This window comes from Thalassobacterium maritimum, assembly GCF_031127805.1.
GTDB classification, from domain to species: Bacteria; Verrucomicrobiota; Verrucomicrobiia; order Opitutales; family Coraliomargaritaceae; genus Thalassobacterium; species Thalassobacterium maritimum.
In genome coordinates this window covers 1-24,379 of the sequence record NZ_JARXHW010000047.1, presented here as the reverse complement: position 1 = coordinate 24,379, position 24,379 = coordinate 1, and the positions used below count along the sequence as shown (strand labels likewise).

At 53.6% G+C, this 24,379-nt stretch carries 33 protein-coding genes; 10 read left to right on the top strand and 23 right to left on the bottom strand.

All coding sequences use genetic code 11. From position 1 onward, the window contains the following. Window positions 1–6 precede the first annotated feature (6 nt). The 8 genes from QEH52_RS15845 (at window position 7) to QEH52_RS15810 (ending at window position 9,064) form a co-directional block, all read left to right on the top strand. Window positions 7–2,634 (top strand): molybdopterin-dependent oxidoreductase, encoded by a 2,628-nt coding sequence (locus tag QEH52_RS15845; protein ID WP_425609292.1) that lies wholly within the window; start codon window positions 7–9, stop codon window positions 2,632–2,634. A 17-nt stretch (window positions 2,635–2,651) separates the two neighbouring features. After that, a complete protein-coding gene (locus QEH52_RS15840) occupies window positions 2,652–3,353 on the top strand; it encodes a 4Fe-4S dicluster domain-containing protein (RefSeq protein ID WP_308951757.1) in 702 nt (233 codons plus the stop codon). Then, on the top strand, window positions 3,340–3,957 hold the full coding sequence (locus tag QEH52_RS15835; RefSeq protein WP_308951756.1) for a TorD/DmsD family molecular chaperone: 618 nt from the start codon (window positions 3,340–3,342) through the stop codon (window positions 3,955–3,957). The genes QEH52_RS15840 and QEH52_RS15835 overlap by 14 nt, the downstream gene beginning before the upstream one ends. Window positions 3,958–3,966: 9 nt before the next feature. Next, on the top strand, window positions 3,967–5,259 hold the full coding sequence (locus tag QEH52_RS15830; protein ID WP_308951755.1) for a porin: 1,293 nt from the start codon (window positions 3,967–3,969) through the stop codon (window positions 5,257–5,259). Between the two features lie 283 nt (window positions 5,260–5,542). Continuing rightward, on the top strand, window positions 5,543–5,713 hold the full coding sequence (locus QEH52_RS15825) for a hypothetical protein (RefSeq protein WP_308951753.1): 171 nt from the start codon (window positions 5,543–5,545) through the stop codon (window positions 5,711–5,713). Between the two features lie 172 nt (window positions 5,714–5,885). After that, window positions 5,886–6,038, top strand: a complete 153-nt coding sequence (locus tag QEH52_RS15820) for a hypothetical protein (protein ID WP_308951751.1) — start codon at window positions 5,886–5,888, stop codon at window positions 6,036–6,038. Between the two features lie 51 nt (window positions 6,039–6,089). After that, window positions 6,090–8,456, top strand: a complete 2,367-nt coding sequence (locus QEH52_RS15815) for a hypothetical protein (protein ID WP_308951750.1) — start codon at window positions 6,090–6,092, stop codon at window positions 8,454–8,456. Window positions 8,457–8,863: 407 nt separating this feature from the next. Continuing rightward, window positions 8,864–9,064, top strand: coding sequence for a hypothetical protein (locus QEH52_RS15810; protein WP_308951749.1), 201 nt, complete (start codon window positions 8,864–8,866; stop codon window positions 9,062–9,064). Between the two features lie 191 nt (window positions 9,065–9,255). Here the strand turns inward: QEH52_RS15810 and QEH52_RS15805 are convergent, their stop codons facing one another. The 9 genes from QEH52_RS15805 to QEH52_RS15765 all read right to left on the bottom strand — a co-directional run bounded on the left by QEH52_RS15805 (window position 9,256) and on the right by QEH52_RS15765 (window position 14,032). Then, window positions 9,256–9,681 (bottom strand): type II toxin-antitoxin system VapC family toxin, encoded by a 426-nt coding sequence (locus QEH52_RS15805; protein WP_308951747.1) that lies wholly within the window; start codon window positions 9,679–9,681, stop codon window positions 9,256–9,258. After that, the gene (locus tag QEH52_RS15800) at window positions 9,678–9,944 is read right to left on the bottom strand and encodes a type II toxin-antitoxin system Phd/YefM family antitoxin (protein WP_425609291.1); all 267 of its coding nucleotides are present in this window, start codon (window positions 9,942–9,944) and stop codon (window positions 9,678–9,680) included. Before QEH52_RS15800 ends, QEH52_RS15805 begins: the two co-directional genes overlap by 4 nt. Window positions 9,945–10,137: 193 nt before the next feature. Continuing rightward, window positions 10,138–10,356 carry an addiction module protein gene (locus QEH52_RS15795; protein ID WP_308951744.1) on the bottom strand — a complete coding sequence of 73 codons (219 nt, stop codon included), beginning with the start codon at window positions 10,354–10,356 and terminating at the stop codon, window positions 10,138–10,140. 36 nt (window positions 10,357–10,392) lie between these two features. Continuing rightward, complete coding sequence (locus QEH52_RS15790; protein WP_308951743.1) at window positions 10,393–10,731, bottom strand: GNAT family N-acetyltransferase; 339 nt, start codon at window positions 10,729–10,731, stop codon at window positions 10,393–10,395. 25 nt (window positions 10,732–10,756) lie between these two features. Continuing rightward, a complete protein-coding gene (locus tag QEH52_RS15785; protein ID WP_308951741.1) occupies window positions 10,757–11,461 on the bottom strand; it encodes an HAD family hydrolase in 705 nt (234 codons plus the stop codon). Between the two features lie 39 nt (window positions 11,462–11,500). Then, window positions 11,501–12,238 carry an SDR family oxidoreductase gene (locus QEH52_RS15780; protein ID WP_308951740.1) on the bottom strand — a complete coding sequence of 246 codons (738 nt, stop codon included), beginning with the start codon at window positions 12,236–12,238 and terminating at the stop codon, window positions 11,501–11,503. Window positions 12,239–12,260: 22 nt separating this feature from the next. Further along, window positions 12,261–12,845 carry an NAD(P)H-dependent oxidoreductase gene (locus tag QEH52_RS15775; protein WP_308951739.1) on the bottom strand — a complete coding sequence of 195 codons (585 nt, stop codon included), beginning with the start codon at window positions 12,843–12,845 and terminating at the stop codon, window positions 12,261–12,263. Window positions 12,846–12,871: 26 nt separating this feature from the next. Beyond that, window positions 12,872–13,414, bottom strand: a complete 543-nt coding sequence (locus tag QEH52_RS15770) for a peroxiredoxin-like family protein (RefSeq protein WP_308951738.1) — start codon at window positions 13,412–13,414, stop codon at window positions 12,872–12,874. A gap of 45 nt (window positions 13,415–13,459) precedes the next feature. After that, window positions 13,460–14,032: a TetR/AcrR family transcriptional regulator gene (locus tag QEH52_RS15765; protein ID WP_308951737.1), complete on the bottom strand. Its 573-nt coding sequence runs from the start codon at window positions 14,030–14,032 to the stop codon at window positions 13,460–13,462. Between the two features lie 337 nt (window positions 14,033–14,369). On the opposite strand from QEH52_RS15765, the gene QEH52_RS15760 reads away from it, so the two are divergent. Next, window positions 14,370–17,213, top strand: coding sequence for a phosphoenolpyruvate carboxylase (locus QEH52_RS15760; protein WP_308951736.1), 2,844 nt, complete (start codon window positions 14,370–14,372; stop codon window positions 17,211–17,213). Window positions 17,214–17,513: 300 nt separating this feature from the next. After that, window positions 17,514–18,110, top strand: a complete 597-nt coding sequence (locus tag QEH52_RS15755; RefSeq protein WP_308951735.1) for a PEP-CTERM sorting domain-containing protein — start codon at window positions 17,514–17,516, stop codon at window positions 18,108–18,110. A 105-nt stretch (window positions 18,111–18,215) separates the two neighbouring features. On the opposite strand, the gene QEH52_RS15750 is transcribed toward QEH52_RS15755, so the two are convergent. The 14 genes from QEH52_RS15750 to QEH52_RS15690 all read right to left on the bottom strand — a co-directional run bounded on the left by QEH52_RS15750 (window position 18,216) and on the right by QEH52_RS15690 (window position 23,793). After that, on the bottom strand, window positions 18,216–18,983 hold the full coding sequence (locus QEH52_RS15750) for a haloacid dehalogenase type II (protein ID WP_308951734.1): 768 nt from the start codon (window positions 18,981–18,983) through the stop codon (window positions 18,216–18,218). 556 nt (window positions 18,984–19,539) lie between these two features. Next, the gene (locus QEH52_RS15745; RefSeq protein WP_308951732.1) at window positions 19,540–19,749 is read right to left on the bottom strand and encodes a Txe/YoeB family addiction module toxin; all 210 of its coding nucleotides are present in this window, start codon (window positions 19,747–19,749) and stop codon (window positions 19,540–19,542) included. 82 nt (window positions 19,750–19,831) lie between these two features. Beyond that, on the bottom strand, window positions 19,832–20,089 hold the full coding sequence (locus QEH52_RS15740) for a Txe/YoeB family addiction module toxin (RefSeq protein WP_308951730.1): 258 nt from the start codon (window positions 20,087–20,089) through the stop codon (window positions 19,832–19,834). Continuing rightward, entirely contained in the window at window positions 20,086–20,343 is a 258-nt protein-coding gene (locus QEH52_RS15735) for a type II toxin-antitoxin system Phd/YefM family antitoxin (RefSeq protein WP_308951729.1), read from the bottom strand. The genes QEH52_RS15740 and QEH52_RS15735 overlap by 4 nt, the downstream gene beginning before the upstream one ends. 82 nt (window positions 20,344–20,425) lie before the next feature. After that, window positions 20,426–20,683 carry a hypothetical protein gene (locus QEH52_RS15730; protein WP_308951727.1) on the bottom strand — a complete coding sequence of 86 codons (258 nt, stop codon included), beginning with the start codon at window positions 20,681–20,683 and terminating at the stop codon, window positions 20,426–20,428. Between the two features lie 101 nt (window positions 20,684–20,784). Then, complete coding sequence (locus QEH52_RS15725) at window positions 20,785–21,111, bottom strand: hypothetical protein (protein WP_308951726.1); 327 nt, start codon at window positions 21,109–21,111, stop codon at window positions 20,785–20,787. 52 nt (window positions 21,112–21,163) lie between these two features. After that, window positions 21,164–21,424: a type II toxin-antitoxin system BrnA family antitoxin gene (gene brnA, locus QEH52_RS15720; protein WP_308951725.1), complete on the bottom strand. Its 261-nt coding sequence runs from the start codon at window positions 21,422–21,424 to the stop codon at window positions 21,164–21,166. Then, window positions 21,414–21,674, bottom strand: coding sequence for a BrnT family toxin (locus tag QEH52_RS15715; RefSeq protein WP_308951724.1), 261 nt, complete (start codon window positions 21,672–21,674; stop codon window positions 21,414–21,416). Before QEH52_RS15715 ends, brnA begins: the two co-directional genes overlap by 11 nt. Window positions 21,675–21,827: 153 nt before the next feature. Next, window positions 21,828–22,124: a hypothetical protein gene (locus QEH52_RS15710; protein WP_308951722.1), complete on the bottom strand. Its 297-nt coding sequence runs from the start codon at window positions 22,122–22,124 to the stop codon at window positions 21,828–21,830. Beyond that, window positions 22,121–22,315 carry a hypothetical protein gene (locus QEH52_RS15705; protein ID WP_308951721.1) on the bottom strand — a complete coding sequence of 65 codons (195 nt, stop codon included), beginning with the start codon at window positions 22,313–22,315 and terminating at the stop codon, window positions 22,121–22,123. Before QEH52_RS15705 ends, QEH52_RS15710 begins: the two co-directional genes overlap by 4 nt. A gap of 232 nt (window positions 22,316–22,547) precedes the next feature. Beyond that, window positions 22,548–22,781: a transposase gene (locus QEH52_RS20760; RefSeq protein WP_425609293.1), complete on the bottom strand. Its 234-nt coding sequence runs from the start codon at window positions 22,779–22,781 to the stop codon at window positions 22,548–22,550. Window positions 22,782–22,783: 2 nt separating this feature from the next. Beyond that, window positions 22,784–23,080: an IS110 family transposase gene (locus QEH52_RS15700; RefSeq protein WP_308951719.1), complete on the bottom strand. Its 297-nt coding sequence runs from the start codon at window positions 23,078–23,080 to the stop codon at window positions 22,784–22,786. Further along, window positions 23,017–23,247, bottom strand: coding sequence for a hypothetical protein (locus QEH52_RS15695; RefSeq protein ID WP_308951718.1), 231 nt, complete (start codon window positions 23,245–23,247; stop codon window positions 23,017–23,019). The genes QEH52_RS15700 and QEH52_RS15695 overlap by 64 nt, the downstream gene beginning before the upstream one ends. A gap of 93 nt (window positions 23,248–23,340) precedes the next feature. Then, window positions 23,341–23,793, bottom strand: a complete 453-nt coding sequence (locus QEH52_RS15690) for a hypothetical protein (protein ID WP_308951716.1) — start codon at window positions 23,791–23,793, stop codon at window positions 23,341–23,343. Window positions 23,794–24,379 lie beyond the last annotated feature (586 nt).

The window sequence follows — 24,379 nt, the reverse complement described above, 5'->3', positions numbered from 1 at the left end:
GTTGCCATGATTTCAAACACTGACACCCCTCCCAGCTCAGCTGCCCCAGACGCCACAGCCCAAACAGGGCCCCATGGCTACAGTCGCCGCAGCTTTTTGAAAACACTCGGCGCTGGCACCGTGCTGGCAAGCTTTGCAGGCACGCCCCTATTGCGCAATTTCGCACAAGCGGCCACCACCGGCGCGAGTATCGAAAGCCTGCGCGCCAATGCCGGACGCTGGATCGCCTCCACCTGTCAGGGCTGCACGTCCTGGTGCCCAGTGCAATTGCGCGTGATCGGCAACCACGTCGTCGACGTGCGCGGCAACCCACACAGCAAGGCCAACCACGGCAAAATCTGCCCGCGTCCGCACCTCGCCATCCAGCAGATGTACGACCCGGACCGCATCAAGATGCCGATGAAGCGCACAAACCCTAAAAAGGGCCGCGGCGAAGACCCGGGCTTTGTCCCGATTTCCTGGGACGAAGCGATCGGCACCATCGCCGACAAAATGATGGAACTGCGCGCCAACGACGAGACCCACAAATACCTCTTCATGCGCGGTCGCTACAGCTATCTGCGCGACATCATCTACTCCGCCATGCCCAAGGTCTTCGGCTCGCCCAATGGCATCAGCCACTCCGCCATCTGCGCCGAAGCCGAGAAATTTGGCCCCTACTACACCGAGGGCTTTTGGGACTACCGCGACTACGATTTGGAAAACACCCGCTACGTGCTCTGCTGGGGCGCGGACCCGCTGGCCTCCAACCGCCAGGTGCCGCACGCCATCAACGTATGGAGCAAAGTGCGCGAGCAAGCCGGCATCGCAGTCATCGACCCACGGCTCTCCGCCACCGCCGCCAAGGCCGACCACTGGTTACCCATCATCCCCGGTGAAGATGGCGCCCTGGCCGTCGCGATCGCACACGTCATTCTCAGCGCAGGCCTCTGGAGCAGGGAATTTGTCGGCGATTTCAAGGATCAACAAAACCGCTTCATCCCCGGCGAAAGCGTCGATGAGACCCTCTTCAACGAAGTCCACACCCACGGCGTAGTAAAATGGTGGAATCTCGAACTCAAAGACCGCACCCCCGAGTGGGCCTCCGAGCGCACCGGCCTGCCCGCCGAGCAGATCCGCAAGGTGGCCATCGAGTTTGCCAGCGCCGCACCGCGCGCCATCAGCTGGCTCTCTCCCGGCGCTGCCATGCAAGCACGCGGCGGCTATAGCGCCATGGCCGCCCATGCGCTCAACGGCCTGGTCGGCTCAGTCGACCACCTAGGCGGCACCCTGCAAAAGACCAAGGTCGTGGCCGAGGACATCCCCGACTTCAGCGACTACATCGACGAACTCGCCGCCAAAAACGGCAAGCAAAAGAAGATCGACCAACGCGGCCGCCTCGAATTTCCCGCACTCAAGAGCGGTAAAAGCGGAGGTGGCGTCGTCACCAACAACACCGCCGACGCCATTCTCAACGAAGATCCCTACGATATCAAAGTCGCCATCGCCTGCTGGTCGAATTTCGCCTTTTCCTGCTCCGGCAGCGACCGCTGGGAGCGCGCACTGGCCAAGATCCCCTTCTTCGCCCACATCACCACCAACGCCTCCGAAACCACCCAGTTCGCCGATATCGTGCTGCCCGCCGCCCACCAGATCGCAGAGAAGTGGAGCTTCTTGAAAAACAAGCAGAACCTCCACGGCTACAGCAGCCTGACCGAGCCCGCCGTCAAGCCCATCTGGGATGTGCGCCAAGACGAGACCGAAATCCCCTGGATGCTAGCAGAGGCCCTCGCCGAGCGCGGCTTTGATAACCTCCACCGCTACTACAAAAACGAGTTTGCCGATCCCGAAACGGGCAAAAAGCCCAGCAACGGCTCCGAATTCGCCCTCGCCGCGGTCAAAATGCTCACCCGCCCCTGCTGGGATTCAAGCCACGCCGACCACGGCAAATACGGCGACGCCCTCCAAGGTTGGGACGAGTTTGCAGAAAAAGGCGTCTGGAACTCCAAGCGCTACCAGACCCAGGAAAAATGGGGCCATTTCAAGACCGCGACCGGCAAATTCGAATTCTACAGCGAGACCCTGAAAAAGGCACTCGAAGGCCACGCCAAGAAAAACGGCACCAACGTAGACGCCGTCATGGCCGCTACCAACTACCTCGCCCGCGGGGAGCAAGCCTTCTACCCACACTTCGAGCCCGCCCTACGCCACGGCGACGCCGAGCAATTCCCCTTCATCTTTTTCGAACACCGCAGCCGCCTCAACCGCGAGGGCCGCTCGGCCAATTGCACCTGGTATCAGGAGCATAAAAACGCCGACCCCGGTGACGAAAACTGGGACGATGTGCTCAAGATGAACCCCGTCGATGCCGCCCGCCTCGGTCTCAAAAACAAAGACAGCGTGCGCGTCACCTCGCCCAGCGGCGCGATCACCGTCCACCTCAAACTCTGGGAGGGCGTGCGCCCCGGCACCGTCGCCAAATGCTACGGCCAGGGCCACTGGGCCTACGGCCGCGTCGCCGCCGCCGACTTCAAGCATCACCAGCCCCTCGGCGGCAACAACAACGAACTACTGCCCGCCGAATACGAACGCCTCAGCGGATCCACCGCCCGCCACGGCGGCACCACCCGCGTGCAAGTCACCAAAATCGCCTAACCCGGAGAACCCTAGCCATGCCGCGAAAAAAACAATACTCCATGGTCATCGACCTCGACCGCTGCGTCGGTTGCACCGCCTGCGACATCTCCTGCAAGCGTGAAAACAACACGCCCGAAGGCTTCGCCTGGTCCAACCACATCATAGAGACCAAAGGCCGCTTCCCCAACACCAGCTTCCGCTACATCCCCACGCTCTGCAACCACTGCACCAACGCGCCCTGCGTCAAAAACTGCCCCACCACCGCCATGCACAAGGATGCGAACGGGCTCACCAAGCACGACGCCAACAAGTGCATCGGTTGCCGCGCCTGCCAGACCGCTTGCCCCTACGGCGTCATCTACTTCAACAAAAAGCTACCGCACAAACGCCTGCGCCACGATACCCAGCCCGCCATCGCCGGCTGCACCTCCACCGGCGTCGAAGTCGCCGAGAAAGTCGGCGCCCCTATCGGCACCTACAACGCCGGCCGCGCCCAGACCTATCCCGGCATCCGCCCTCAAGGCATCGTCGAGAAATGCACCTTCTGCGACCACCGCCTCGCCCGCGGCGAAATGCCCGCCTGCGTCGAGGCCTGCCCCGCCGACGCCCGCATCTTCGGCGACCGCAACGACCCCAAGAGCCCAGTCGCCAAACTCCTCACCAAGCACGCACCCAAAGTGCTCCAGCCCGAAAAAGGCACCCAGCCCAATGTCCTCTACATCAATGAATACCACTAGCCAGGCCTGGTCCGACACTTCGAGCAACATCGCACTGCTGCTCGCGCGCGGCTTCGCCTCGCCCAAGGACTTCAGCCCCGAAGACCCGGAGCTACTGCGCGCCCTCGACCTCAGCACCCAGCCCCAGCTCGCGCCCGCCCGCGACACATGGCTGACCGCTTGGCAAAGCGCGCTCAACAGCCCCGACGCCACACTACTCGCCTACAGCAAACTCTTCCTCGGTCCCTTCCAGATCCAGGCCAGCCCCTACGCCTCCCACTACCTCGACCCCGCCAAGCGCCTCATGGGCGAGACCAGCATGTGGGTGGCCGAAGCCTACGCCACCGCCGGCCTCGTGCCCCCGGCCGACCGTCACTGCGACGCCCCCGACCACCTCTGCCTCGAGTGCGAGTTCCTCTACTACCTCGGCTATCAGCTCAGTCAAAGCCGGCAAAACAAGGCTGGCGACAGCGAGCAATGGGAAGCCCGCATCGACGACTTTCTGCAAAACCACTTCCTGCGCTGGGCCCCCCAATGCGCCATAGCCATACTCGACGCCGACACCTCCACCTATCACCGAGCCGCCGCAGCCTTTCTGCAACAATGGCTCCAAAGCATCAGCTAAATCACTGTTATGAAAAAGACACGATCTCTCCGCCTCCCCAGCGCCTCCATCCTGATCATCGCAGCGCTCACCGTCGCCGCCGGACTGCCCGGCACACAAGCGGCCAACAGCAGCCAAGCCACCCACACGAGCACCACTCAACAAAAATCCAGCAACTGGTTCGCCTGGCTCGCCGACAATCCGGGCAGCCTATACAAAAACCCGGAAAACCCATTACTACAGGAACTCAAGCTCATGGGCCGCGTCCACTACGAGCTCGGCTACGTCGACGGCAGCGACGTCAACAACGACGACTTCAGCGAAGGCCACGACGAATACCGCCGCGTCCGCATCGGCACCCAAGGCAAATTCCTGCAATACTTCGGCTTCAAATACCAGATCAACCTCGTCAGCGACGCCCGCAATACCGCCAGCGGCGGCGACCTCGACTGGGGCTACGACAGCATCGACGAAGCCTACCTCAGCTTCGACCTCGCCAAAGCACTCGACAGCCAGCACTTCGACCGCCTCAAGCTGCACTACGGACGCCAGAAATTCGTCTTCAGCCAAGAAGGCCACCTCTCCTCCAACAAAATGCCCACCATCGAGCGCGCCGCCCTCTCCAACAAAGTCTACGACAGCGGCCGCCCCACCGGCCTCAAACTCGATGGCGCAGCAGGCGACTGGAGCTTCCAAGCCGCCCTCTACAGCAGCAGCACCGATGGCGACGACAACGCCGAGTTCAACGGCTGGCAAGACGACCTGCTCTACTACGCCCACCTCGCCAAGAAAATCGACCCACAGCTCAAAATCGGCCTCGACCTCAGCTATAACAACGCCGACGCCAGCAGCGAAGACTCCGTGCTCAGTTACCGCTGGGCCAGCTCACTCCACGCCACCTACGACGCCGACATCTGGGGCATCGCCGGCGACCTCATTTACGGCGACAACGGAGGCTCCGACATGACCACCGACAGCGAGCGCCAAGGCAGCTTCGGCGGCATCGTGCTCACCCCCTACCGCTGGATCGTCAAAGACAAATTACAAGCCGTCGCCCAATACCAATACGCCCGCGCCGAAGAGTCCGAAGGCATCCGCATCAACAGCCGCTACGGCCGCGCCGCCGGCACCGGCAGCACCCCCCTGGCCGACGTCAACAGCGGCCGAGGCGACGAGCATCACTCCATCTACACCGGCCTCAACTATCTCCTACTCGGCCACCAAGCCAAAATCCAGGCCGGCGTCGAATACCAAACCATGGACACCCCCAGCGGCGACTTCGACACCCTCACCTGGCTCTTCACCTTCCGCACTTATTTTTAACCTAAAAAAATGAGTCGAACCGTTAATTACGTGAATTTTCGTTAATTAGAACGGCATAAACCACTGTTGCTTATACGCTTAAGAAATCAGAGACATTTTAATAATTCCAATTTCAATTCGTCAATTTGGCGACAGTCCATATTGACGCAAATTAATGTAAATTAACGGTTTATAATTTACGCCAATGTCAAAATAAACTACTAGGACTTAAAGAAGAAAGACCGTGGTCGCATGATCGCGCTGACAGGGGCACGAAAAAGCTTATATCGCGATCGAGTGCAAAATGACGGATCACGCCACTCGGCACGAAGCCAGACATTTTAAAGACCTTTCAGAGATACTAGACAAACCTCTGCTACTGAATCTGGTCGTGAGCAAAGATACAGAAATCCAACAATTGAGCGAAGCGGGCGTGCCGACCTACAACATTTCCGCGATTCAGCTGTTTTCGTAGCGGACAAGGGCACAAAACGAAGGGACAGGGACTTACAAAACCTCCATAGTTGAACAACTCTGGCAATGGCGCATAGATATATCGAAATATACGGAATGACCCGTTTCTGATTCCGAATGACCTGTTTCTGATTCTGGAAGTCGACCTGCAGCGCAACCGCATCGCCCTCTCCATGAAGAAACAGCCCGAGATCGGCGGCAAAAAGGAGCGCACCGGCGCCCCCAAAAGCCGAGGCCCCGGTGGTCGCGGCGGCCAAAGAGGCGAGCGCCGCTCCAACAACAACGACTTCGGCAGCAACTGGTTCGACGCGGCCTTGAAAAAGTAGCGGGAGCTTACATAGTTTGACTTCAGCGGAGTCTTCGCTTCGACTGTCGAGATGCAACCCCACGCGAGACTCCTCATCCTGCTTGTTATAACTGTCTCGTCGCTCACGAGAGCGAACTCAGAAATCGCAGCGCCTGAGATATTTGAGGAATTTATAAACGGCTGGGTCGACTATGATGACGGCGCCTACGCCTCGGCACTCAGAGCGTTTGCCCGGGCACGTAGCCTGGATCCTACATTTGCCCCCGCAGTGGGAGGGATGCAGGCATCCCTCCTGCATATGAACATGCCGGAGATTGCCAATGCAGTCGGTGAGGGGGGCTACGGCTACACAAAGAAAATAGATTACCTACCCGCCCTCGCCTTCTGGGGCATATATAGTGACAGCCGTTTTCAGTTGGAGAATACCGGGCAAATCGAAAAGCAAATATTCGATTTACTGCAAACATACGTAGACTTGCCCATTCATCTAGTCTCGCCCAGTTCGCAAGAATGGGAGGACCGCCAGTCAATGATTGCAGCACAATACAATCTATTGGCCCTGTTCTCCATCGACGAGGATACAGGCGACCTCCGACTCCGCTTCCATCTGATCGAACGATTAGACGTATCACAAGGCAACTCACTTGATCTATTGACTTCCAATACACCCGAGGCTTGGACCGTTCAGCATCGAGCCTGGACATTGGAGCTCCCCAAAACTCAATTTAGCGAAGGCCTACAAACTCCCGAGGTCGTTGAAGAATTAAAAGGTCTACTTTTCGGAGAATGGCAGAATGCGGATGCTCCCTTTCGAATAGATGAAGAAACCGCCCACCTACCTGATTTTGCGGACTTGGATACGATTTGGGAAATTTTTTCTAAAGCATCCATCAGCGGAAAGCCAAAATCTGAATGGTTTCGCCAAAAAAAAATAATGAAGCCACTAGGCTATGGAGCATTATACACGTGCGCCTATGAAGAAGGATTTCTTCGATGGATCCTCACCCATTCGGATACTAACGATCCCGACCGTCCTTGGCTACTCGCCTTTGACCTTCGTAATGAACATCACGAAGCGCAACCACGTGCATTCAGCCCTGAAGAAGTCAAAAAAGAATTGCTCCAGAACTACCCGAACCACCTGGCAACCAAAATATTACGATTCAATGACATCATTCGAATACTGTCCCCAGAGAACATTGATGCACATCTACCGGAACTACAGCAGATGCTCAATGAATTCTCAGCGCATAATGAGCAGCACTTAGGTCGATTATACGGCGCAATGGGTATTCGGAACTTAAAAGAAATACTGAACCACTTGAGTGATCCATCTCATCCCATTAACTTTTCACACTCGATCAAAAGGCTATCACTAGATGAGATCAAAGTGTCAATTCACAGAGTAAACAATGAACTCTATTTCACGAGGCAAGCTCGTGAGAATGCGCAAGAGTTACTGACGTCTCCCAGCGAGATTCCGAACGAGAGACAATGGGCCAAGGAAGCCCAGCTCATGCTTCAGTTGAACCCATACCTCGCAGGGCATTATACGCATTTAAAGCCTAAGCTGATTGCTCTACTCAAGGATAACCCCGATAGCGCCTTTCTAAACTCTGCCCTCAAATCGCTAATACATGCGTATCGGCGTAATAAGCACATCCAAGATCTGGACTTCGACTACTTAGGACACTGGACGGCCTTACTAGCGACAGGGAAACATGCAGAAGCCCTGGGCAGTTTCTTCCATCAATTGCCAATAAGCCAAGCACAGAGGCAACTTTTATGCGAAGCGATGGCCATTCGAATTCTCTCATCAACATCTGAAGAAATCCTCGCGGATACCTTTTGGTTACTTCAGATCATGAACCTCAATAGAATTAGATTGGGAAATATTTCCGATGAAGGGCGCAGCAGATGGCAAGATGCGTTTCGAAATGCAACGCCCTATACAAAAATCAAGCAAACACAGACTTATTTCATGTTCATGAAGTCATGCTATCTTAGCGGCGAGACTGATTACGTCCGAGATTGCATGCTCAATATTATCGATGAGTGTTTAGCTCACATCGAAAAAGAAAAGTCCCCGGAACGTTTTCTGAGAACCTCAAGTGAACTTGCTGCACTACTTATCGCAACAGGAGCGCATGAAGCCGCAGGGCAAGTCATCCATGTCGCGCTTGGCAAAGCTCTGGACTTACAGTTCGAGAAGGGGTCGAGAGAACGGCTCTACTGGATGCACCTTCGGATCGCCCACGCAGAACAACTGTTCTTAAGCAATGCTTCAGAAGAAGCCATGGTCGAAATTGAAAGTTTCCTGGTCGATCTTGATGGAGCTCACATGGAATACTACGGCCCGGATCGGAGCTACAAGAAATCCATCGGCAAGCATGCCCTGAACCTGAAGCGCAAGATACTGGAGGCAACACACGACTGACCAATAAGGCAAGAGGCCGCGTTCTCAACCGGCGGATTCAGTCGCTTTCCCCGCGCGATGCCGGGCCACGCGCCGTCGGTTCATCTCGCGCTTGGGGGCTCAAGAACGGGTCATTCCGTATATTTCGATATACACCAAGGCCTCAAAAAGGGCACAAACAGAAACAGGCACTTACAAAAACCGCATTGTTCTAATTCGCCTCGACCTCGTGCCCCAAGAATCTAGTTTGATTGCCATGGACTTTGCAAAAGTCATTCAAGAGGTCACGAGTCAGTTAGACGCGAAGGGGATACGATACGCGCTGATCAGCGGCTTCGCTATAGCTTTGCGCGGCGTGCAACGCTCACCATTGATCTGAACTTCATCCTGATGCTGGAAGACCTTGATGGATCAACTCAAGACATGGTATGGCACGACTAAGTGAAACAGACCGGAAAGCTTTGTTAAAGACCCCCGCCTGGACGGAACCCGATGCGATGCGCAGCCCACGTATTGTCGAGCCAACGCCCGAAGGCCGGGCACGCTATGTTCGTTGGGCAAGCGAGGCGTCCAAGTTTTTCAAGGGCAGCAAACCGGTTCGATTCGTAGGCGAGCACTGGAAGCTATAGGCTTTAAAAACGGGAATTCAAAATAGGGTCGGGATTCAAGTTCATTACCTTGGTGGTCGTTCTGGGACAGCAGATTATCATAAATGCAAAAATAGAAACGACCAACGCATCCCAGCCACAGTCTAGGGCGTAAGAAGAAGGAAGAAGTCATGGGCAGAATCGAAAGCCGAAGACGATTCGCTGGCGATGTTTCAAAAACCGATAATCTCAAAACCTTCCTTCGAGGCGGCAATCGCCAGGCGTTCATCATTACAAACGAATCCATAATCGCCCGTCGCATCCCCAGCCAACACGCAGGCCGCAGCGAGTTGTAGGGAGTCGGCCGCCCGCAGTGGATAGCGCCGCAAAAGCTTCTGCGCCAACAACCGGACGCGATCCGATGCCCCGACGACCACACTGTTGCGCATCACTTCGTCGAGATTTTTCTTTGCCAGAACCATCTGCGAAAGGTTCAGACGCCCCTCTCGTTCTTTGCGTGCCAACGCAGACATGCACTCCACCGGCGTCGCCCACCAGACCGCCACATCAGGTTGTTTCTCGAGATACGCCCGCGTCGAGCGCGAGGTCGCTTCCGAAACCAATAAGGGCAAGATCGCAGAACTGTCCCAGAAATTCATCGCCCCGACTCACGTTCTTCAATCAGCGCATCGACGCTCTCCACCTGCCCGGCAGGATCGTCGCCCACCGGTTGCAAATGCCGGATCCACGCGACATCCCGCGATTGCGGACGGGTAATCAATCCACCTGCCTCCAGCTCACTGAGCCGCGCCAAGTCTGCCCCGCTCTCGGAAGAAAGCGGCTGAATTTGCGCAATCGGACGGTTCCGATCCAGAATAACCACCGTCTCCCCACCTCGAACTGCTTCAAGGTAACGGCTCAACTCATTCTTTGTTTTAGATATATTAGCCGTAATCATCTAGCTAACATAGCTATAATCACCCCAAAAGTAAAGCGTCAAAACACTGACTATCGTCAGCACTGCACAAAGCCACAGGCTTTATTCAGGTCCTAAATCGCTTCAATGGCATGCGACGCTCACCTTTATAAAAGACACGCATCACCAGAGGGTCACGTTACTCAAAAGCATCCATTGAAGACTCGCTCACGAGTTCGACCTCGCCGCTTTCAATCTGCGCATTACGACGATCGAGTTCAGCTTCCCAATCCGGATGGATCCCATCGACCGCCTGTTCTTCGACCCACAAAGCATGGATAACGGACGCGGCCACTTGCTGCTTTTCGGCAGACAGACCACTAAGCTCGCCTACGATCTCTTTGAGTGTGGTTGTCATATCTGATGGGGGAAGATATGATTATTCACTATTTCTTCAAGCTCCCTTTGGCTTCAAAATAGAGTCATTGAGTTCGCTATCTACGATGAAGTCAGCCATTACCTTTGTGCTTGTCTTTGAAAGAGCTGGACACCGAGAACGACCATCGAAAGCCCATTCATTCCCCCAAATCACAAAGCATTGAGGATGCCCGGACAACACCGCGAAACCACGCCCTTCGATCGAAGCAATGCGGGGCAGGTCCAACCAAAGCCGCCTGGCTTCGTCCATCTCAATGCCGGGGTCGTAGGCATATGTATCGCCTCTCCGGGCAATGTCTCGAAAGATCGGCCAAATCCTGTCAAAGTCGGCTTCCGTTGCTTCACGTAAGTTCATGGGATTGATCGCTTCGTGGTGACCTCTAGACTTCAAAGGACTGACAAAGGGCCTCATAGGAGTCGACCTCAATATCAAAAGTCACTCCCTCGGAATCTCCGAAGCCGGAACCGACATGATCCGCGATCGGGGCACTGACGTAGGCGGTGCGCATTCCTACCTGTGACGCTGCGGCGAGATCTCCCTTATGCGCAGCCACCATACAGGCGTCGCCGGGCGATACCCCCATGAGCCGAAGCGCTTTGCGATAGGACTGCAGCGAGGGTTTGTAATGCCCCAATAATTCACAGGAAAAGATCCCATCCCAGATTACGCCGCCGCGCTTGGAGCTCTCGATGATACTCTGATAATTGAGTATGGTGAGCACTAGCACAGTGTAACGCGTGCGCAGGCGGGCAACCATGTCAGCCGCCCCTTCAAACACGTCGAGCTGGTGCCAAGTCATCCTCGTGAGTGCAGCCAAATCCAGACGACGCAGCACAGGAAAGCGCCCGGTCATCGATTCGAGTGCCAACTCGTGCATTTGATCAGCCGTCAGCCAGTGACGGTTCCCCCGGCGCACCTCGCCCACTAAATCAAACATGGTCCTGCGCCAATCAGAGGCAAAAGCCTCGCTGTCCACTGCTTCATTGAGCTGACTCGCGGCGTCTTCAATCGTCCGCTTCGCAGTAGACTTCCAATCAAAGACGGTGCCTCCGACATCAAAGAATAAATAGCGGACTTCGTTCATATGCCTATAGATGGGTGTGCGATCGAATCGAGTGTCCCGTTACAGTTCTTGCGTAGTCGGGCGAATGACCAGTTCATTCACGTCGACATAATCCGGTTGTTCGATCGCGTAGGCGATGGCCTCGGAGATGGATGACGGCGGGATGGCGTGCTGACTGTAAAAATCCTTCACTCCTTCGCGCAGTTCGGCGTCCGGAGTGGAATCTTCCAGCTCGGTCTTGATCAGACCGGGCGAGATGGTGGTGACCCGCAGGTCGGGATTCTCCATGCGAAGCCCTTCCGAGATCGCACGCACCGCATGCTTGGTCGCACAATAGACTGTAAAATTGGGCAGCACTTTATGTCCCGCGACCGAAGCGACGTTGATAATGTGCCCACTCCCCCGCTCTTTCATGCCGGGCAAGACCGCGGCCACACCGTAGAGGAGCCCCTTCATGTTGACATCGATCATGCGATCCCAGTCGTCCACGCGAACCATCTCCATCGGCGCGACCGGCATGATCCCCGCATTGTTGAGCAGAACATCGACCGGGCCGAAGGACTCTGCGGCAAAGGCAATCAAGGCCTCCAGATCTTCACGGCGGCTCACATCCGTCGCCTTGGCGACAGCCTCGCCTCCTTTCGATTGGATCTCGGAAACCAAAGCGTGCAGGCGTTCTTCCCGTCTGGCGGCGAGCACCAGCTTGGCCCCCTTGGCAGCGAGTAATTTGGCGGTTTCTTCACCGATGCCGCTGGAGGCACCGGTGATGACGATTACTTTATTTTCGATCTGACTCATATTTTTTGTATTCAGTTTCTGGTTACAGCTGGTTGGAAAGGTGTTCTTCGAAACGCTTGAAGTCGCTGTCCACATTCGGGTTCTTCATCACATCGTAGCAGGCAAAGCTCTCCAATGCCTCCATGCCGAAGAACCGGAAGTTCATGTGCACCGGCAGGAGCAGGTCATCGACCGAATGCCCTTGAAACAGATACTGCTCGGCGTCGTTGAAGGATGCTTCAGGGGCATTGAACGTCACGGAGAGCATGTATTGCCTGCCCTGCAGCGTGCCCCCTTGCCCATACTGTATGGTAGGATCTTTTCGAGTGCGCCCATCGCCGTTGCAAAGACGGCCGTCCATGCCTGCCGTGTAGACCTCGTCCATGTATTTTTTCAATGACCAGGGGACAGTCATCCAGTTAATCGGAAACTGCAGTAGAATCAGATCCGCCCACTGGTGCTTCCCCACTTCGACATCCACATCGTAGCCCTCCGATACGGAGGTTTGTTGCACTTCGTAGTCTCTGGCTTCGGCGAAGGCACGTGCTTTGTCCAACAAAGCTGCATTCAGTTTACCTTCCGAGAAAGGATACGGCTCGTGCCCGTTGATCAGGAGTAATTTTTTCATAGATAATCCTTCTGTTGAAATTCGGTTTAGGCATGTGTGCCTCGGATGGGATAGTCATTGGCCCGGACCCACTCCACTGTATCCAGCAGTTCGTCCAGGTCGGAGCGGTTAAAGGGCGTGTTGGAGATATCTATCAAGTGCAGCTTCCCCGCCTCGTTGACCGCGAACAGAGCCGGCTCGGCAAAAGGGCGATCGGTTTCCTGCGCGGAACGCGGGTCAGAAATGTAAAGGCCCAGGCTTTGCATCTGTGCCACAGTCAAGTCGTAAGCCACGGGGATCGTCAGGCCCGTCTCTTCAACCATGGCCTGCGCCTTGGATTCAGGGTCGCCGGAAATAGCGACCAACTCTGCGCCGACTCGCGTGAAGCCTTCTTTGAGCGACTCCAGCTTCTGCAGATACTTCTTACAGAGCGGGCAATGCAGACCGCGGTAAACAAAGACCAGTTGCCAGTTCTGACTATTCTCGCGCTCTCCAAGCGTCAGCGTGCCACCGCCCAACTTGGGCAGCGTGAGAGCCGGGAGGGGCTCTCCAGAGAGCAGTTTATTGGTGTAGCATGGGTGGTTTTTCATAATTTTATAGCCCTACCAGTAGGTAGGTGTTGTTTTCAAAAAAAATCAAGCGCGGGCCAACATTTTCAAGTAGGTGCGGACATGCGCCGAGAAGTGCCCGACATTTTGCAGACAGCGGGCCATGATCTGGGCTCCCAGCAGACAGTCGTGATACGCGTGCGCCGCTTCGGCAGTCTGCATGCTATCGGAAAAGCTGCCCTCTGAAACTCCTTGGATGAAAATACTCTCAATCACCCCGACACAGCCATTCACTGTCGACTCCAGCGTAGTCTGCACCGACTCCGGCAACGTGGTCGACTCCACGCTTAACATGCCCACCAAGCAGATTTTACCGTTCTTCAACGAGGATTCGAAGATATCGGCGATCGCCTGCAGCTTTTCCATCACCGTCTGATTGGAACGAGCCACTGCGCGATAATGGGCCGCGTAATCCTCGCCGCAGCGAAGCAACAGGGCCCGGATCAAATCCTCCTTCTTCGGGAAGTGGTAGTGTATGCTGGCCTTACGAATGCCCACCGCCACACTCAGATCGTTATAACTCATCGCATTGACGCCGACGCGCTGGATTAGATCCTGCGCGCTGTCCAAAAGAGCAGTCTTGGTATCTGAGGGATTCATTGGAATGGCAATGAACGTTCTACCTTCTAGTAGGTTTGTCAAGTGAGTTTTCAATCGCCCCTCAAGGCAATCACTCAAAAGATCGACTAAATTCTATCAAAGTCGGCTTTCGTTGCCGCCCTCGCCGGGTGTGATTAAAAGTGCGGGGAGATCGGGCTCTCTTCGTAGCGGGGTTCTTCAGACCCCGTATCCGCAGCCAAGCAGGCAACTAAGCCAGGCCTCTGACCGGGTCTGAAGACCCCAGCTACGTGTCCCCGCACTTTCAATCACACCCGCCCTCGCCTCCCATTGATCTTTTAGATTGATCAGTATCGGCCATTGCTTATATCAGGCATTCTTGCTGCTTATCAGACAATTCGACTGCATAAACTCATACCAACCGATACCAATTTTGACTCAAAAAAGCACTACACCGGCACCCACAGCGGCTCAGGCCACTACTCAGAACCGCGGATTTGAAAAAATAGACGCCGACGTCAACTACCTGATGGGCGAACTCCAACAGGTGATGAAGGAATCCGGCTACGCCGACATGACGGACTATCTGCCCTGGACCGGCAGCAAGCTCGCCCAACAAGAGCAATTTACCAGTCGCATGGTGCAGGCCTATTCGATCGCCTTCCAGCTCCTCAGCATGGTGGAGGAAAATACCGCCAACCAAATTCGCCGTATCCACGAACAGGAGGGGGATTTGCACCAATGGCGCGGTCTGTGGGGCAGCCACCTCAAAGAACTGAAGGAACAAGGCCTCTCCGAAGAGCAGATCGCCGATGCGCTGCATGAAGTACACGTGGAGCCTGTGCTGACCGCACACCCCACCGAACCAAAGCGAATCACCGTGCTGGAACTGCACCGCGAGCTCTACTTGAAACTTGTGATGCGCGAAAACTCCATGTGGACGCCTAGCGAGATCGAAGACATCCGCCGCAGCATCCGCACCATCCTCGATCGTCTGTGGCGAACGGGAGAAATCTATCTGACCAAGCCCAGCATCGAAATGGAGCGCCAGGGCATCGAACACTACCTGACCTCCATCTTTCCGACTGCCATCCAGACGCTGGACCGCAACCTGATCCACGCCTGGGAAAGCCTCGGCTTCGACCCGGCATCATTGGAAAAGCGTCGCCCCCACATCAACTTCGGCTGCTGGGTCGGAGGCGACCGCGATGGTCACCCCTTCGTGACACCGGAAGTGACAGAAGAGTCGCTGCTCTCCTATCGCATCAAGGCACTGAAGCTTCACAAAAAGGCATTGATTGAGCTCCGCGCCAAGCTGAGCCTGTCCTCCAGCCTACAATCACCGCCGGAAGAGTTGTTGGATGGCATCGCCAAGCAATGGGAAATCCTCGGCAACCGTGCGGCGGCCATGTGCGCGCGCAACGAAAATGAGCCTTGGCGCCAATTCGTCAGCCTGATGATCGCCCGCATTCCGGTCACCGAAGGTGTCGACTCCGAGGTCGACCACCTGTCAACGGATCACTTTATTAGCTACAAACGCTCCAGCGAATTAAACGAAGATCTGGAGTTGCTACGTCGCAGCCTGCTACGCGTAAATGCCCGTTCCATCGTCGAGGAAGATATCGATCCTGCCATCAATCAGCTGCGCACCTTCGGTTTCCATCTCGCCAGCTTGGATATCCGTCAAAACAGCGAAGTGCACGAGCGCGCCGTCAGCCAAGTGTTGGAATGCCTGAACTTCCCGGAAACCGACTATGACCAATGGGATGAGGCCAAGCGCGTCGACTTCCTAAAATCACAATTAAGCCGTACCGATCGCCGTCTACGCCACAATGCCAAGCTGGGCGAAGACGCACAAAAAGCAATCGGCGCACTCACCGTAGTGGCCCGCCACGTAAAGCGCTACGGCACTCCCGCATTGGGCGCGCTGATTGTGAGCATGACCCGCACGGTCTCCGACCTCATGGCGGTGTATTTCCTCGCCCGCGAAGCAGGACTGCTACAGCAGGATGCCGATGCCAATATCATCTGCCCGCTACCAGTCGTCCCACTCTTGGAAACCGTGCAAGATCTAGAAAACGGCCCAGAAATTCTGGATGCCTTTTTACAGCTACCCATCACCCGCCACTCCCAGCGCTGGATATCGGACAACCGCCAACGCAAGGATCTGGTCCAGCAAGTGATGATCGGCTACAGCGACAGTAACAAGGACAAAGGCATCCTCGCCAGCCAGTGGGCCCTGCACAAAGGACAGGAAAAGATCGTCGCGATGGGCCAGCAGCACGGCTTCCGCATCCGCTTCTTCCACGGTCGCGGGGGCACCATCAGCCGCGGCGCGGGGCCAACGGACCGCTTCCTCGAAGCCCTGCCCGAAGCCGCCCTCTCCTACGACCTGCGCACCACAGAACAGGGCGAAGTCATCGCCCAGAAGTTTGCCAATCTGCGCACCGCCACTTACAATCTGGAGCTGCTGGCAGCAGGCACCCTGCTCTTTTCCCAGCCACACAAACAGACCAAGTACGACGAGGACACCGCCGCCACGCTACAAAGCCTCTCCGACTACAGCGCCGAAACCTATCAGGCGCTGCTGCATGGCAAGGACTTCATGAGCTTCTACCGTCAGGCCACACCGATCGACGTGCTCGAAGTCAGCCGGATCGGCTCGCGCCCTTCGCGCCGCACAGGCGCGCACTCGCTGGATGACCTGCGCGCCATCCCCTGGGTCTTCAGCTGGTCACTCAGCCGCTACTTCCTGCCCGGCTGGTATGGCGTGGGCAGCGCCCTGGACAAACTCTGCGAAAGCGATGCCGATGCCTACCAACAACTCAAGGACGGCATCCACAGTAATGCCTTCCTGCGCTACGTATTCACCAATGTCGAAGCCAGCCTGATCAGCGTCGACCACAAGGTAATGACCGCCTTCTCCGAGCTGGTCGAGGACGATGCACTACGCAACCGCTTCATCGATCCCATCAACCACGACATGCAGCTGGCGCACAAACACCTGCAACATCTCTTCGTGGCACCGATCGAGGAGCGCCGTCCCAACCTGGTCAACACCACTCAGCGTCGCAACAAAGCGCTCGAGGGGCTCCACTTCTACCAGATCGAGCTGATCAAGCAATGGCGCGCCAACGGCAGTGATAAAGCCGACGAAAGCATGCTCAATCGCCTACTGCTGACAGTCAACGCCATCGCCAGTGGCCTGAAGATGACAGGCTGAGCCAGTTGAACTACAAGCTTTCAAGCCATGCAGCCAGCTCGGTAAACACACCAGTCATACCAGCGGCTTTAAGGCCTGCAATGTCCCAAGCGTGTGCAGCCACCATCATGGCCTCGTCCGCTTCGACTCCGGCCTGCTTCAGTGCCCACTCATAAAACGCAAGTGCGGGACATGGGGGGGGGCTCCTACCTAAAATATGGCTCTATGATCAGAAGATTCAGGATTTGACTATATAGCTAAATACCGTAATTATTAACTGAGTATTCGCCCTAATTTCATCTGTAAACCTCGGATTTTACTATGCGCCCGTTCCGCTCCCTGCTAGCAACACCTGCCCTTCTGAGTGCGTTGGCCCTCCCCACACTCACCACAGTCACACAAGCCAACTTTATTGATAACTTAAACGATCTCAGCAATTTGATCGTAAACAACACAGGCAGCTCCACCACCACGCTGGATGACAACAGCGGCGACGGCACTGTGCTAATTGAACGGGACACGACAGCTGCGGATACATTTGTCGACTGGCGTGAGTCTCAAACAGGTTTTTTCAATCTGACAACTGAGGGCGAGTTTATACTGACTCCCGATGCAATTGGAGCGACTAACTCGGGCTCCTACAATGTAAACATACTATTCTACGAAGATAACAATTTCCAAGGTGAACGACAGGTGATCGCAGACACCAGCAGCACCTCCTCTCAGACGGTAGACGTGGCTGCCTTGGCAAACTCTGACTTCGGCGCTGCGAATCAATGGTTTGCGCGCATCCGTCTAGTCAACGGCCCGGGCGCCTTCGAATTTGACAGTTTCGCTGCGGTGCCTGAACCCGCAAGCAGCGGGCTACTGATGGGGCTGGCTCTGCTAGGCGTCAGTATGATACGTCGCCGTCGCTAAAAAATAGTCGAGCAACATCCCTTCGCGGCACCGATCGAGGAGCGCCGTCCCGACTTGGTCAACACCATCGCCAGTGGCCTAAAGAGACAGGCTGAGCCAGTTGAACTACAAGCTTTCAAGCCATGCAGCCAGCTCGGTAATGCTGCCCACTTCTTTATCAGCCGGAATCGCGAGCGGATACGTACTCTTCCCGGGACGGGTCACAAACACACCAGTCATGCCAGCGGCTTTAACGCCCGCAATGTCCCAACCATGCGCAGCCACCATCATGGCCTCGTCCGCTTCGACTCCGGCCTGCTTCAGTGCCCACTCATAAGATGCAAGTGCTGGCTTGTAGATTTGAATATCTTCGATGCTGTAGCGTGCTTCAAAAAACTCCATCAAGCCTGCGTTTTCAAACTGAGTTTGCACGCCCTTGTTCGATGAGTTGGTGAAGCTGATAAGACGAACCCCCTGGTCTTTGAGTGCTTGCAGCCCTGCCTTTACATCAGGATGAGGTGGCAGACTACGAAGCGGTGTCACGATCGCCTCGCGAGCCGCAGCTTCAGTCAATTCGATACCATTATTGTGAGCCACCATCATGAGAGCAGCGACACCGATGTCTCCAAAATTATGATACCGCTGCGTAGCTGTATCCACCAGCGAGTAATGCAGCATAGTCGAGAACCAAAGCGGCAAAAGCTCGTTCTGCCCATTGAGCGCTTGCCCCACCGATGCCCGCATGGACTCCAAATCCAGCAGGGTTTCATTAACGTCGAAGAAAATCACCTTCGGTCGAGCAGGCGCGGATTGGCCATGTGCCACAACTGGCAAAGCTGCAACAAGGAGAAGAAGGACGGCGAGTGTCTGTTTGAATGGTCGTATACATTTCATATCACAGCATTAGGGACATGAGCGGCAGAACATATTCCATTTAAAATAAAAGAGCCAGGCGCCCCCGCCCATAAATAGTTTACAGAAGCCGGTTATATTTCTAAACTGAATTATGCTCGAGTGAATACACCTAGGGCACCTGCCTCAACCGAGATATCACTCCACTTCTAAGAATAGATGATCTATAAGCTTGGGCTTTGTGTAGCCTCGAAACTCTGTTTCCATGCGTCGCCTTCGGCGATGCAGGACACAGTCGGGGGGCGATCGACATCACCCCGGTTCCCCTTTCGAGGAGCTTAGGACTGGCGAGAATCGAGCTTACAAAAGACATATCTATTAGGACCAAACTTTTTTCGAATAGGTATTAGGCTCTACCGCAAGAAGAGTGAAACTATCCGTGACGTCTGCGAAATCATTCTCTATTTTTATATCTCCCAGGCTCGCGGTTATTATTGCTTCATTATTGGTTTGGTTGAGTTCTTCCTTCTGAACGGAGAGCTGTATCACGGAGAAGAGCCCAGCGAATCGGAGTTAATACCAGCGACTCGATGGCAATTCAATCGCCATGGTGTGTCCCCATCCGTAGGATTTTTACGACCTCTTCTTCTTCGTAAACCTGATAGACCAATCTGTTTTGAATATTAATTCGTCTGGAATAAACACCTAATAAGTCACCAACCAGTGCCTCGTATTCCGGAGGCTTCATGAATGGGTCTTCCTGTAATATATCGATCAGCTTAAGTGCGTTATTACGTGCGCTTGTCAAATTTTCTATTCTGCTCGACGATAGAATGCCAAAGGTCGGAAGCTTCCATGTCATCTTTTTGAGCCCCCAAGGTTCGACTCCCTTATTTGTAGTGGTAGCGCATCTGCACAAACGTAATGCCATGCTCGAATTCTTTATATATGATACGATGTTCTTCAGTAATTCGTCGTGACCAGTAACCGCTTAGATGATGCTTTAGAGCTTCAGGCTTACCAATGCCTTCGTGTGGTGTTCGCTGAATATCCTTAATTAGTGAATGAATTCTTTTTAACGTCTTCTTGTCGGTCATCTGCCAGTATTGGTAATCCTCCCAAGCCTGTGGAGTAAATGTTACATTCATTCGTTCAGACTGATGTGTTTTTTAATTGTTGAGCCTTGTTCTGCTGCTTCAATTGAGGCTACAAGGCGTTTCGCATTTGCAGGGCTGCGAAGTAAGTAGGCAGTTTCTTCGAGTGATTCATAATCCTCAAGTGAGATCATGACAACTGATTGATCACGTTTACGGGTGATAACAACTGGGTCTCTATCGAGGCACACGCGATCCATCGTGCTTGCGAGATTTTCTCTAGCGGCAGTGTAGGTAATTGCATTCATATGGACATCATCCTGTCCATGTAACAATGGCAGTCAATTTCATTTTGCCGTCGATCGTGAGCATAGATGAGCACCGCGAAATCTATTGTCCACCATCGACTGGATAGACTTCAGTATCTTTACCAGGGGTGTCGGCAGAGCGGCTTCGGTCTAAGATTCTTAAAATTGCCTTTGCTGAGTATGCTTGGAAGACCAAGAGCCATGAGATGACTAAGAAAAAAGAGAATATTATTGGACGCCCCGCATCTTCTGATCCGGATACAAACCAGATGAGTGACCACGCCAATGCTAAGCCCCAGGAGATGCCTGCATGCTTAGCTTGAGATTCAGTTCGATACATTACAGATCGTTCCCAACGTGAGTGACATCTCGATTCGTTTTCTATTTCAGGGAAGATCTTCATTTGAATTCTGTCTATCGTGGAGCTCTGACGACGGCGCGTCAGCGACGTTGCCCAACAGCGCTTGGATCTACCTTCTCTAGATGTGGTGATTGCGTGTAGAGTGCCATTTGTAGAACTAGGATGACTGGGAAAAGATATCCAGTATATTCAGTTCCTTTTTTAGTTATGTAGGATAGCAGATAAACAACAGCTAAAAGCATCCATAATGCCCGTAGCCACTTAGATTGACTTCTTTTCTTAAACGAGAGTTGTAGGTTGATTTTTTTCTTAGCCGCCCAATCGCCAAAAAGACGAATTTGATCTTCCGCGCTCAAAGCCTTGTAGCTAGCGTCTTGGGAATAGAACTCTTTGAGGGTCTGGTTCATTCTTTGTAGATTGTTAAAGTGTGGCATGGAGTGAGGCACGAACGGAATTGTCCTATCCTGCCTTGTTGGCCTTCAGTTTTCTTTTGGACTTAGGTGCGTCTAGGTGTTCACAGATCCAGACTTTTATTAGGGACTGTCGAGGCACGCCAATACGATTTGCTTCACGGTCTAAACGTTCGATCATCCAGACTGGAAAATCTACGTTCACTCGCTTTTGCTCCTGCCCCGGGCGGAATGCCTTCGATAAATCCAAGTGATCGTTGATGTCGACTTCGGCATCATCAAAAATTTTATCTAAATCCTTAGCTTTCATATAGTTTCCTTTCGTTCGTTCGGGCTCTTCTCACTGAGATGATCCGTGTTTTGTCTCCTCTGGGAGTGTAGAAGGCGATCCAGAGCTTTCTATTTAACATCGCGAGCAGGGCGAAGCGCTCTTCGTCTTCTGATTTCGCCGGAAATCCAATGCAATCTGGGTCGTTCCAGAGTGATTGAGCTTCTTCAAAATCAAGACCATGCTTCGTCTTATTTAATTCACTTTTTATGGGATCATACTCAAACTCCATTTAGGTATAGAAATTATACCTATAGTTGAATTTGTCAAGACCTTCGTTTTCTTGGCCAACGTGGATACCAGACAACCAGCCTGTGAGCTGAATCGTCCTGTTGAGTTTTAGGGGCAGGGTAAATGGGGTGTCTGCGTCGACTGAATCTGCCCTTCACTTACGTTTTGTTCCGAAGACAGCATGTCGTCTATTGTGTCGGACTACTGTAATACGGATATAATCCGGAAACACGCGAAAAAGGATGTGATAGGGAAAACGTGTCAGATTCACCCTGCGCAAGCCGCTCGAATCAAAATGGTGGTCTTGTGGGTTTGAGGCTGCTGATTCCAAAGAGAGGTTCAGTTCCCTCCAAAAGGCTTCCTCCAGTTCTTGAGATATGCTGGCATAGTGCTCCAAATAATCGCGGACTTCATTCGGAACTTTCGGGTGGAACACTATTTCCTTCTTCATCGCCCGACTGCTTGCCTGAATTCTGCATAGCTGATTGGGGGCGATTTGCCTGAATCCATTTCATTTTCTCTTTTTACGACTTCTTGGTCGTCCGGCCCTAGAGGTGCGTTCGGTAATGACGATAAAATGAAAGATGCCAGCCCAGAGCGCTCTTCTTCGCCGAGTGCTGTAATTTCTTTTTGAAGCTCCATTAAAGTGCGCATATTGGGGAGAATAAGCTCAATTTAGAAGCGGTCAATTCTCTTTCGCAGATCGTGGAGGGCTGGCGCGCCTTTAGGCGTTGTCCAGAAGCGACTTCCATGAGAAGGGGTTGATGTTTAATGGGAAAATTTAAATTTTGTTACTCTTTGATGATGTATGTTTGAGAGGATGTCGAGACGGATTCCCGATGTCAGGCTTCCATACGCACTCTTTTTTGTGAGCTTACCAGGCTCGGTACTTGTAGGTGTCCTGTCTCGGAGCTGCTAACTGGTTCTCGCTTTCATTGTAATCGCCTTGGTGTGGCTTGAAGCTGACGAGTAATCGTCGCATCATGCGGTTGCCTGCCTTGGTGATGCGCATGGGCTTATCGACGTCGCCGGATTGATCACGCCCGGGCACGAGTCCAAGAAACGGGCCGACATCTCGTGCTGTCGCAAAGCGGTCTGGCGAGCCGATAATTAAGACAGGAGAGAGCCGCGCACATGGTTGACCAGTTTGACGCGTGCGCTCACCAGGGCATCGCGTGCTTCAATGATCTTCAGCGCTCTTTGGTGCGCCTCGCTCTTGTGTTCGATGCCGTAGAGTAGGTTGCGGTCAAAACGTCCGATACGAGCCAGCAGCAGCGCGTCACGCTCATCGTTTTTGTTGTCGGTCTGGTAGATCGCCCGGACCTTGCGTGGATTGGCGACGACTACCTTGTGGCCGCGCTGGTTAAACAGACGGCTAATCCATGGTGAATGGCAAGCGGCTTCCATGATGAGAGTGGCGCCTGGTTGGCTTTGCTGAAACGAATCAGCTCGGGCTGGTTGTTGAGCAGTGTTGTTCGTTCGATAATCTCGCCCTCTGCGTTTAGAGTGCAAGTTTGGTGGCTCTTGTCGCCTAGGTCGATGCCGATGGTATGGGTGTTTTTTGCTGTATTCATAGTGGCGTAGTTCTATGCGATTGAGCTCCATTTTTCGAGCTTACTCGCTACGCCTTCTCATGCCTACTGGTTCGAATAAGTTTCTCTTATTGCTTAATGTTTCTCGAAGGTCCATTTCGTTCCTGCTCCAAAATGTTTAAACATTTCTTCAAACTCAGCTTCCGTCGGTGTGTCATCGCAATGAAATAGCGTAGTTCTTTTCGTCCCGTATTGATGGGCAATTTCGGCCAAATAACTGTCTCCATGACTGAGCGTGACATGACAACTAAACAGCCCCTCTGTGGGCAGCCTTATAGTCTGTTTATAATCGCCATAGAATATATTCTGATCACCTTCCTGCCCTAGGATTATTTTTGTTTTTTTCTTCGTTAAACTAACTAATATTGGCAACACAATAAGGGGGGAGCAATATACCGCCAATTTTGGAAAAGGGATATACACCCAGAAAATTGCCACGGCAATAAAAAGGGTAACGAAGACTGTGCCGAGGATCATCTCACTGTGTTTTTTTGTTCTGATTACACGCAAGTCCGGGTCGTAGATCATGTTACACCAGTGTAGCTTCATTTTTTCGAACGGTTAGGCTGGAATCCCAGCCTGTGAATTTAGTAGTCTAAGTGGTTATCGAATATCAGGCGCGTAAATGGGATTGTCCAGTCCCGCCTTGTTCGCTCTGATTCTTCGGGATGTGTGGAAGAGTGAAATACATCATAGACTCTTTCTTGAATAGGAAATAGAGCGCTAGAGCACTAAATGGTAAGAATGGACTACCCAAGGAGACGAAGCAAAAGCTTATAGCTGCAACCCAAGCCCATTTCTTTGCTGATCTTAATTTTTTTTCCAGTAATGAGAGCTAAGATGCCTAGGGCAGACAGGATAACGGAAGACGTTATTTTCTCCTGCAAGCTGTTTGAATTCGACCCACTCAAAAACGTGAGGGGCAGCAACAAATAGAACGCGGATTGAACCCAAAGAAGGATGGAGCAATATTTAATTCCTTTCGATGGTGGATGTTTAAATTCTCTCATTTATTCAACGATTAAGGTAGAACTGCCCGTTACCGGGCAGTCCCCTTGCAGATCCCTGCGTGCGGTATTCCCGCACAGGGCTCCTCAGTTGAGTCGCGCAGTGG

Bases quoted from the DNA above. Each gene is read 5' to 3' on its own strand.
- QEH52_RS15845 (WP_425609292.1), top strand. From the start codon at position 7: ATGATTTCAAACACTGACACCCCTCCCAGCTCAGCTGCCCCAGACGCC.
- QEH52_RS15825 (WP_308951753.1), top strand. From the start codon at position 5,543: ATGACGGATCACGCCACTCGGCACGAAGCCAGACATTTTAAAGACCTT.
- QEH52_RS15695 (WP_308951718.1), bottom strand. From the start codon at position 23,247: ATGAATACAGCAAAAAACACCCATACCATCGGCATCGACCTAGGCGAC.
- QEH52_RS15690 (WP_308951716.1), bottom strand. From the start codon at position 23,793: ATGATCTACGACCCGGACTTGCGTGTAATCAGAACAAAAAAACACAGT.
- QEH52_RS15710 (WP_308951722.1), bottom strand. From the start codon at position 22,124: ATGAAGAAGGAAATAGTGTTCCACCCGAAAGTTCCGAATGAAGTCCGC.
- QEH52_RS15725 (WP_308951726.1), bottom strand. From the start codon at position 21,111: ATGAACCAGACCCTCAAAGAGTTCTATTCCCAAGACGCTAGCTACAAG.
- QEH52_RS15765 (WP_308951737.1), bottom strand. From the start codon at position 14,032: ATGAATCCCTCAGATACCAAGACTGCTCTTTTGGACAGCGCGCAGGAT.
- QEH52_RS15785 (WP_308951741.1), bottom strand. From the start codon at position 11,461: ATGAACGAAGTCCGCTATTTATTCTTTGATGTCGGAGGCACCGTCTTT.
- QEH52_RS15815 (WP_308951750.1), top strand. From the start codon at position 6,090: ATGCAACCCCACGCGAGACTCCTCATCCTGCTTGTTATAACTGTCTCG.
- QEH52_RS15835 (WP_308951756.1), top strand. From the start codon at position 3,340: ATGAATACCACTAGCCAGGCCTGGTCCGACACTTCGAGCAACATCGCA.
- QEH52_RS15715 (WP_308951724.1), bottom strand. From the start codon at position 21,674: ATGGAGTTTGAGTATGATCCCATAAAAAGTGAATTAAATAAGACGAAG.
- QEH52_RS15830 (WP_308951755.1), top strand. From the start codon at position 3,967: ATGAAAAAGACACGATCTCTCCGCCTCCCCAGCGCCTCCATCCTGATC.
- QEH52_RS15730 (WP_308951727.1), bottom strand. From the start codon at position 20,683: ATGTATCGAACTGAATCTCAAGCTAAGCATGCAGGCATCTCCTGGGGC.
- brnA (WP_308951725.1), bottom strand. From the start codon at position 21,424: ATGAAAGCTAAGGATTTAGATAAAATTTTTGATGATGCCGAAGTCGAC.
- QEH52_RS15700 (WP_308951719.1), bottom strand. From the start codon at position 23,080: ATGGAAGCCGCTTGCCATTCACCATGGATTAGCCGTCTGTTTAACCAG.
- QEH52_RS15805 (WP_308951747.1), bottom strand. From the start codon at position 9,681: ATGAATTTCTGGGACAGTTCTGCGATCTTGCCCTTATTGGTTTCGGAA.
- QEH52_RS15840 (WP_308951757.1), top strand. From the start codon at position 2,652: ATGCCGCGAAAAAAACAATACTCCATGGTCATCGACCTCGACCGCTGC.
- QEH52_RS15775 (WP_308951739.1), bottom strand. From the start codon at position 12,845: ATGAAAAAATTACTCCTGATCAACGGGCACGAGCCGTATCCTTTCTCG.
- QEH52_RS15810 (WP_308951749.1), top strand. From the start codon at position 8,864: ATGGCACGACTAAGTGAAACAGACCGGAAAGCTTTGTTAAAGACCCCC.
- QEH52_RS15755 (WP_308951735.1), top strand. From the start codon at position 17,514: ATGCGCCCGTTCCGCTCCCTGCTAGCAACACCTGCCCTTCTGAGTGCG.
- QEH52_RS15705 (WP_308951721.1), bottom strand. From the start codon at position 22,315: ATGGAGCTTCAAAAAGAAATTACAGCACTCGGCGAAGAAGAGCGCTCT.
- QEH52_RS15780 (WP_308951740.1), bottom strand. From the start codon at position 12,238: ATGAGTCAGATCGAAAATAAAGTAATCGTCATCACCGGTGCCTCCAGC.
- QEH52_RS15820 (WP_308951751.1), top strand. From the start codon at position 5,886: ATGAAGAAACAGCCCGAGATCGGCGGCAAAAAGGAGCGCACCGGCGCC.
- QEH52_RS15740 (WP_308951730.1), bottom strand. From the start codon at position 20,089: ATGAATGTAACATTTACTCCACAGGCTTGGGAGGATTACCAATACTGG.
- QEH52_RS15750 (WP_308951734.1), bottom strand. From the start codon at position 18,983: ATGAAATGTATACGACCATTCAAACAGACACTCGCCGTCCTTCTTCTC.
- QEH52_RS15770 (WP_308951738.1), bottom strand. From the start codon at position 13,414: ATGAAAAACCACCCATGCTACACCAATAAACTGCTCTCTGGAGAGCCC.
- QEH52_RS15790 (WP_308951743.1), bottom strand. From the start codon at position 10,731: ATGAACTTACGTGAAGCAACGGAAGCCGACTTTGACAGGATTTGGCCG.
- QEH52_RS15795 (WP_308951744.1), bottom strand. From the start codon at position 10,356: ATGACAACCACACTCAAAGAGATCGTAGGCGAGCTTAGTGGTCTGTCT.
- QEH52_RS15735 (WP_308951729.1), bottom strand. From the start codon at position 20,343: ATGAATGCAATTACCTACACTGCCGCTAGAGAAAATCTCGCAAGCACG.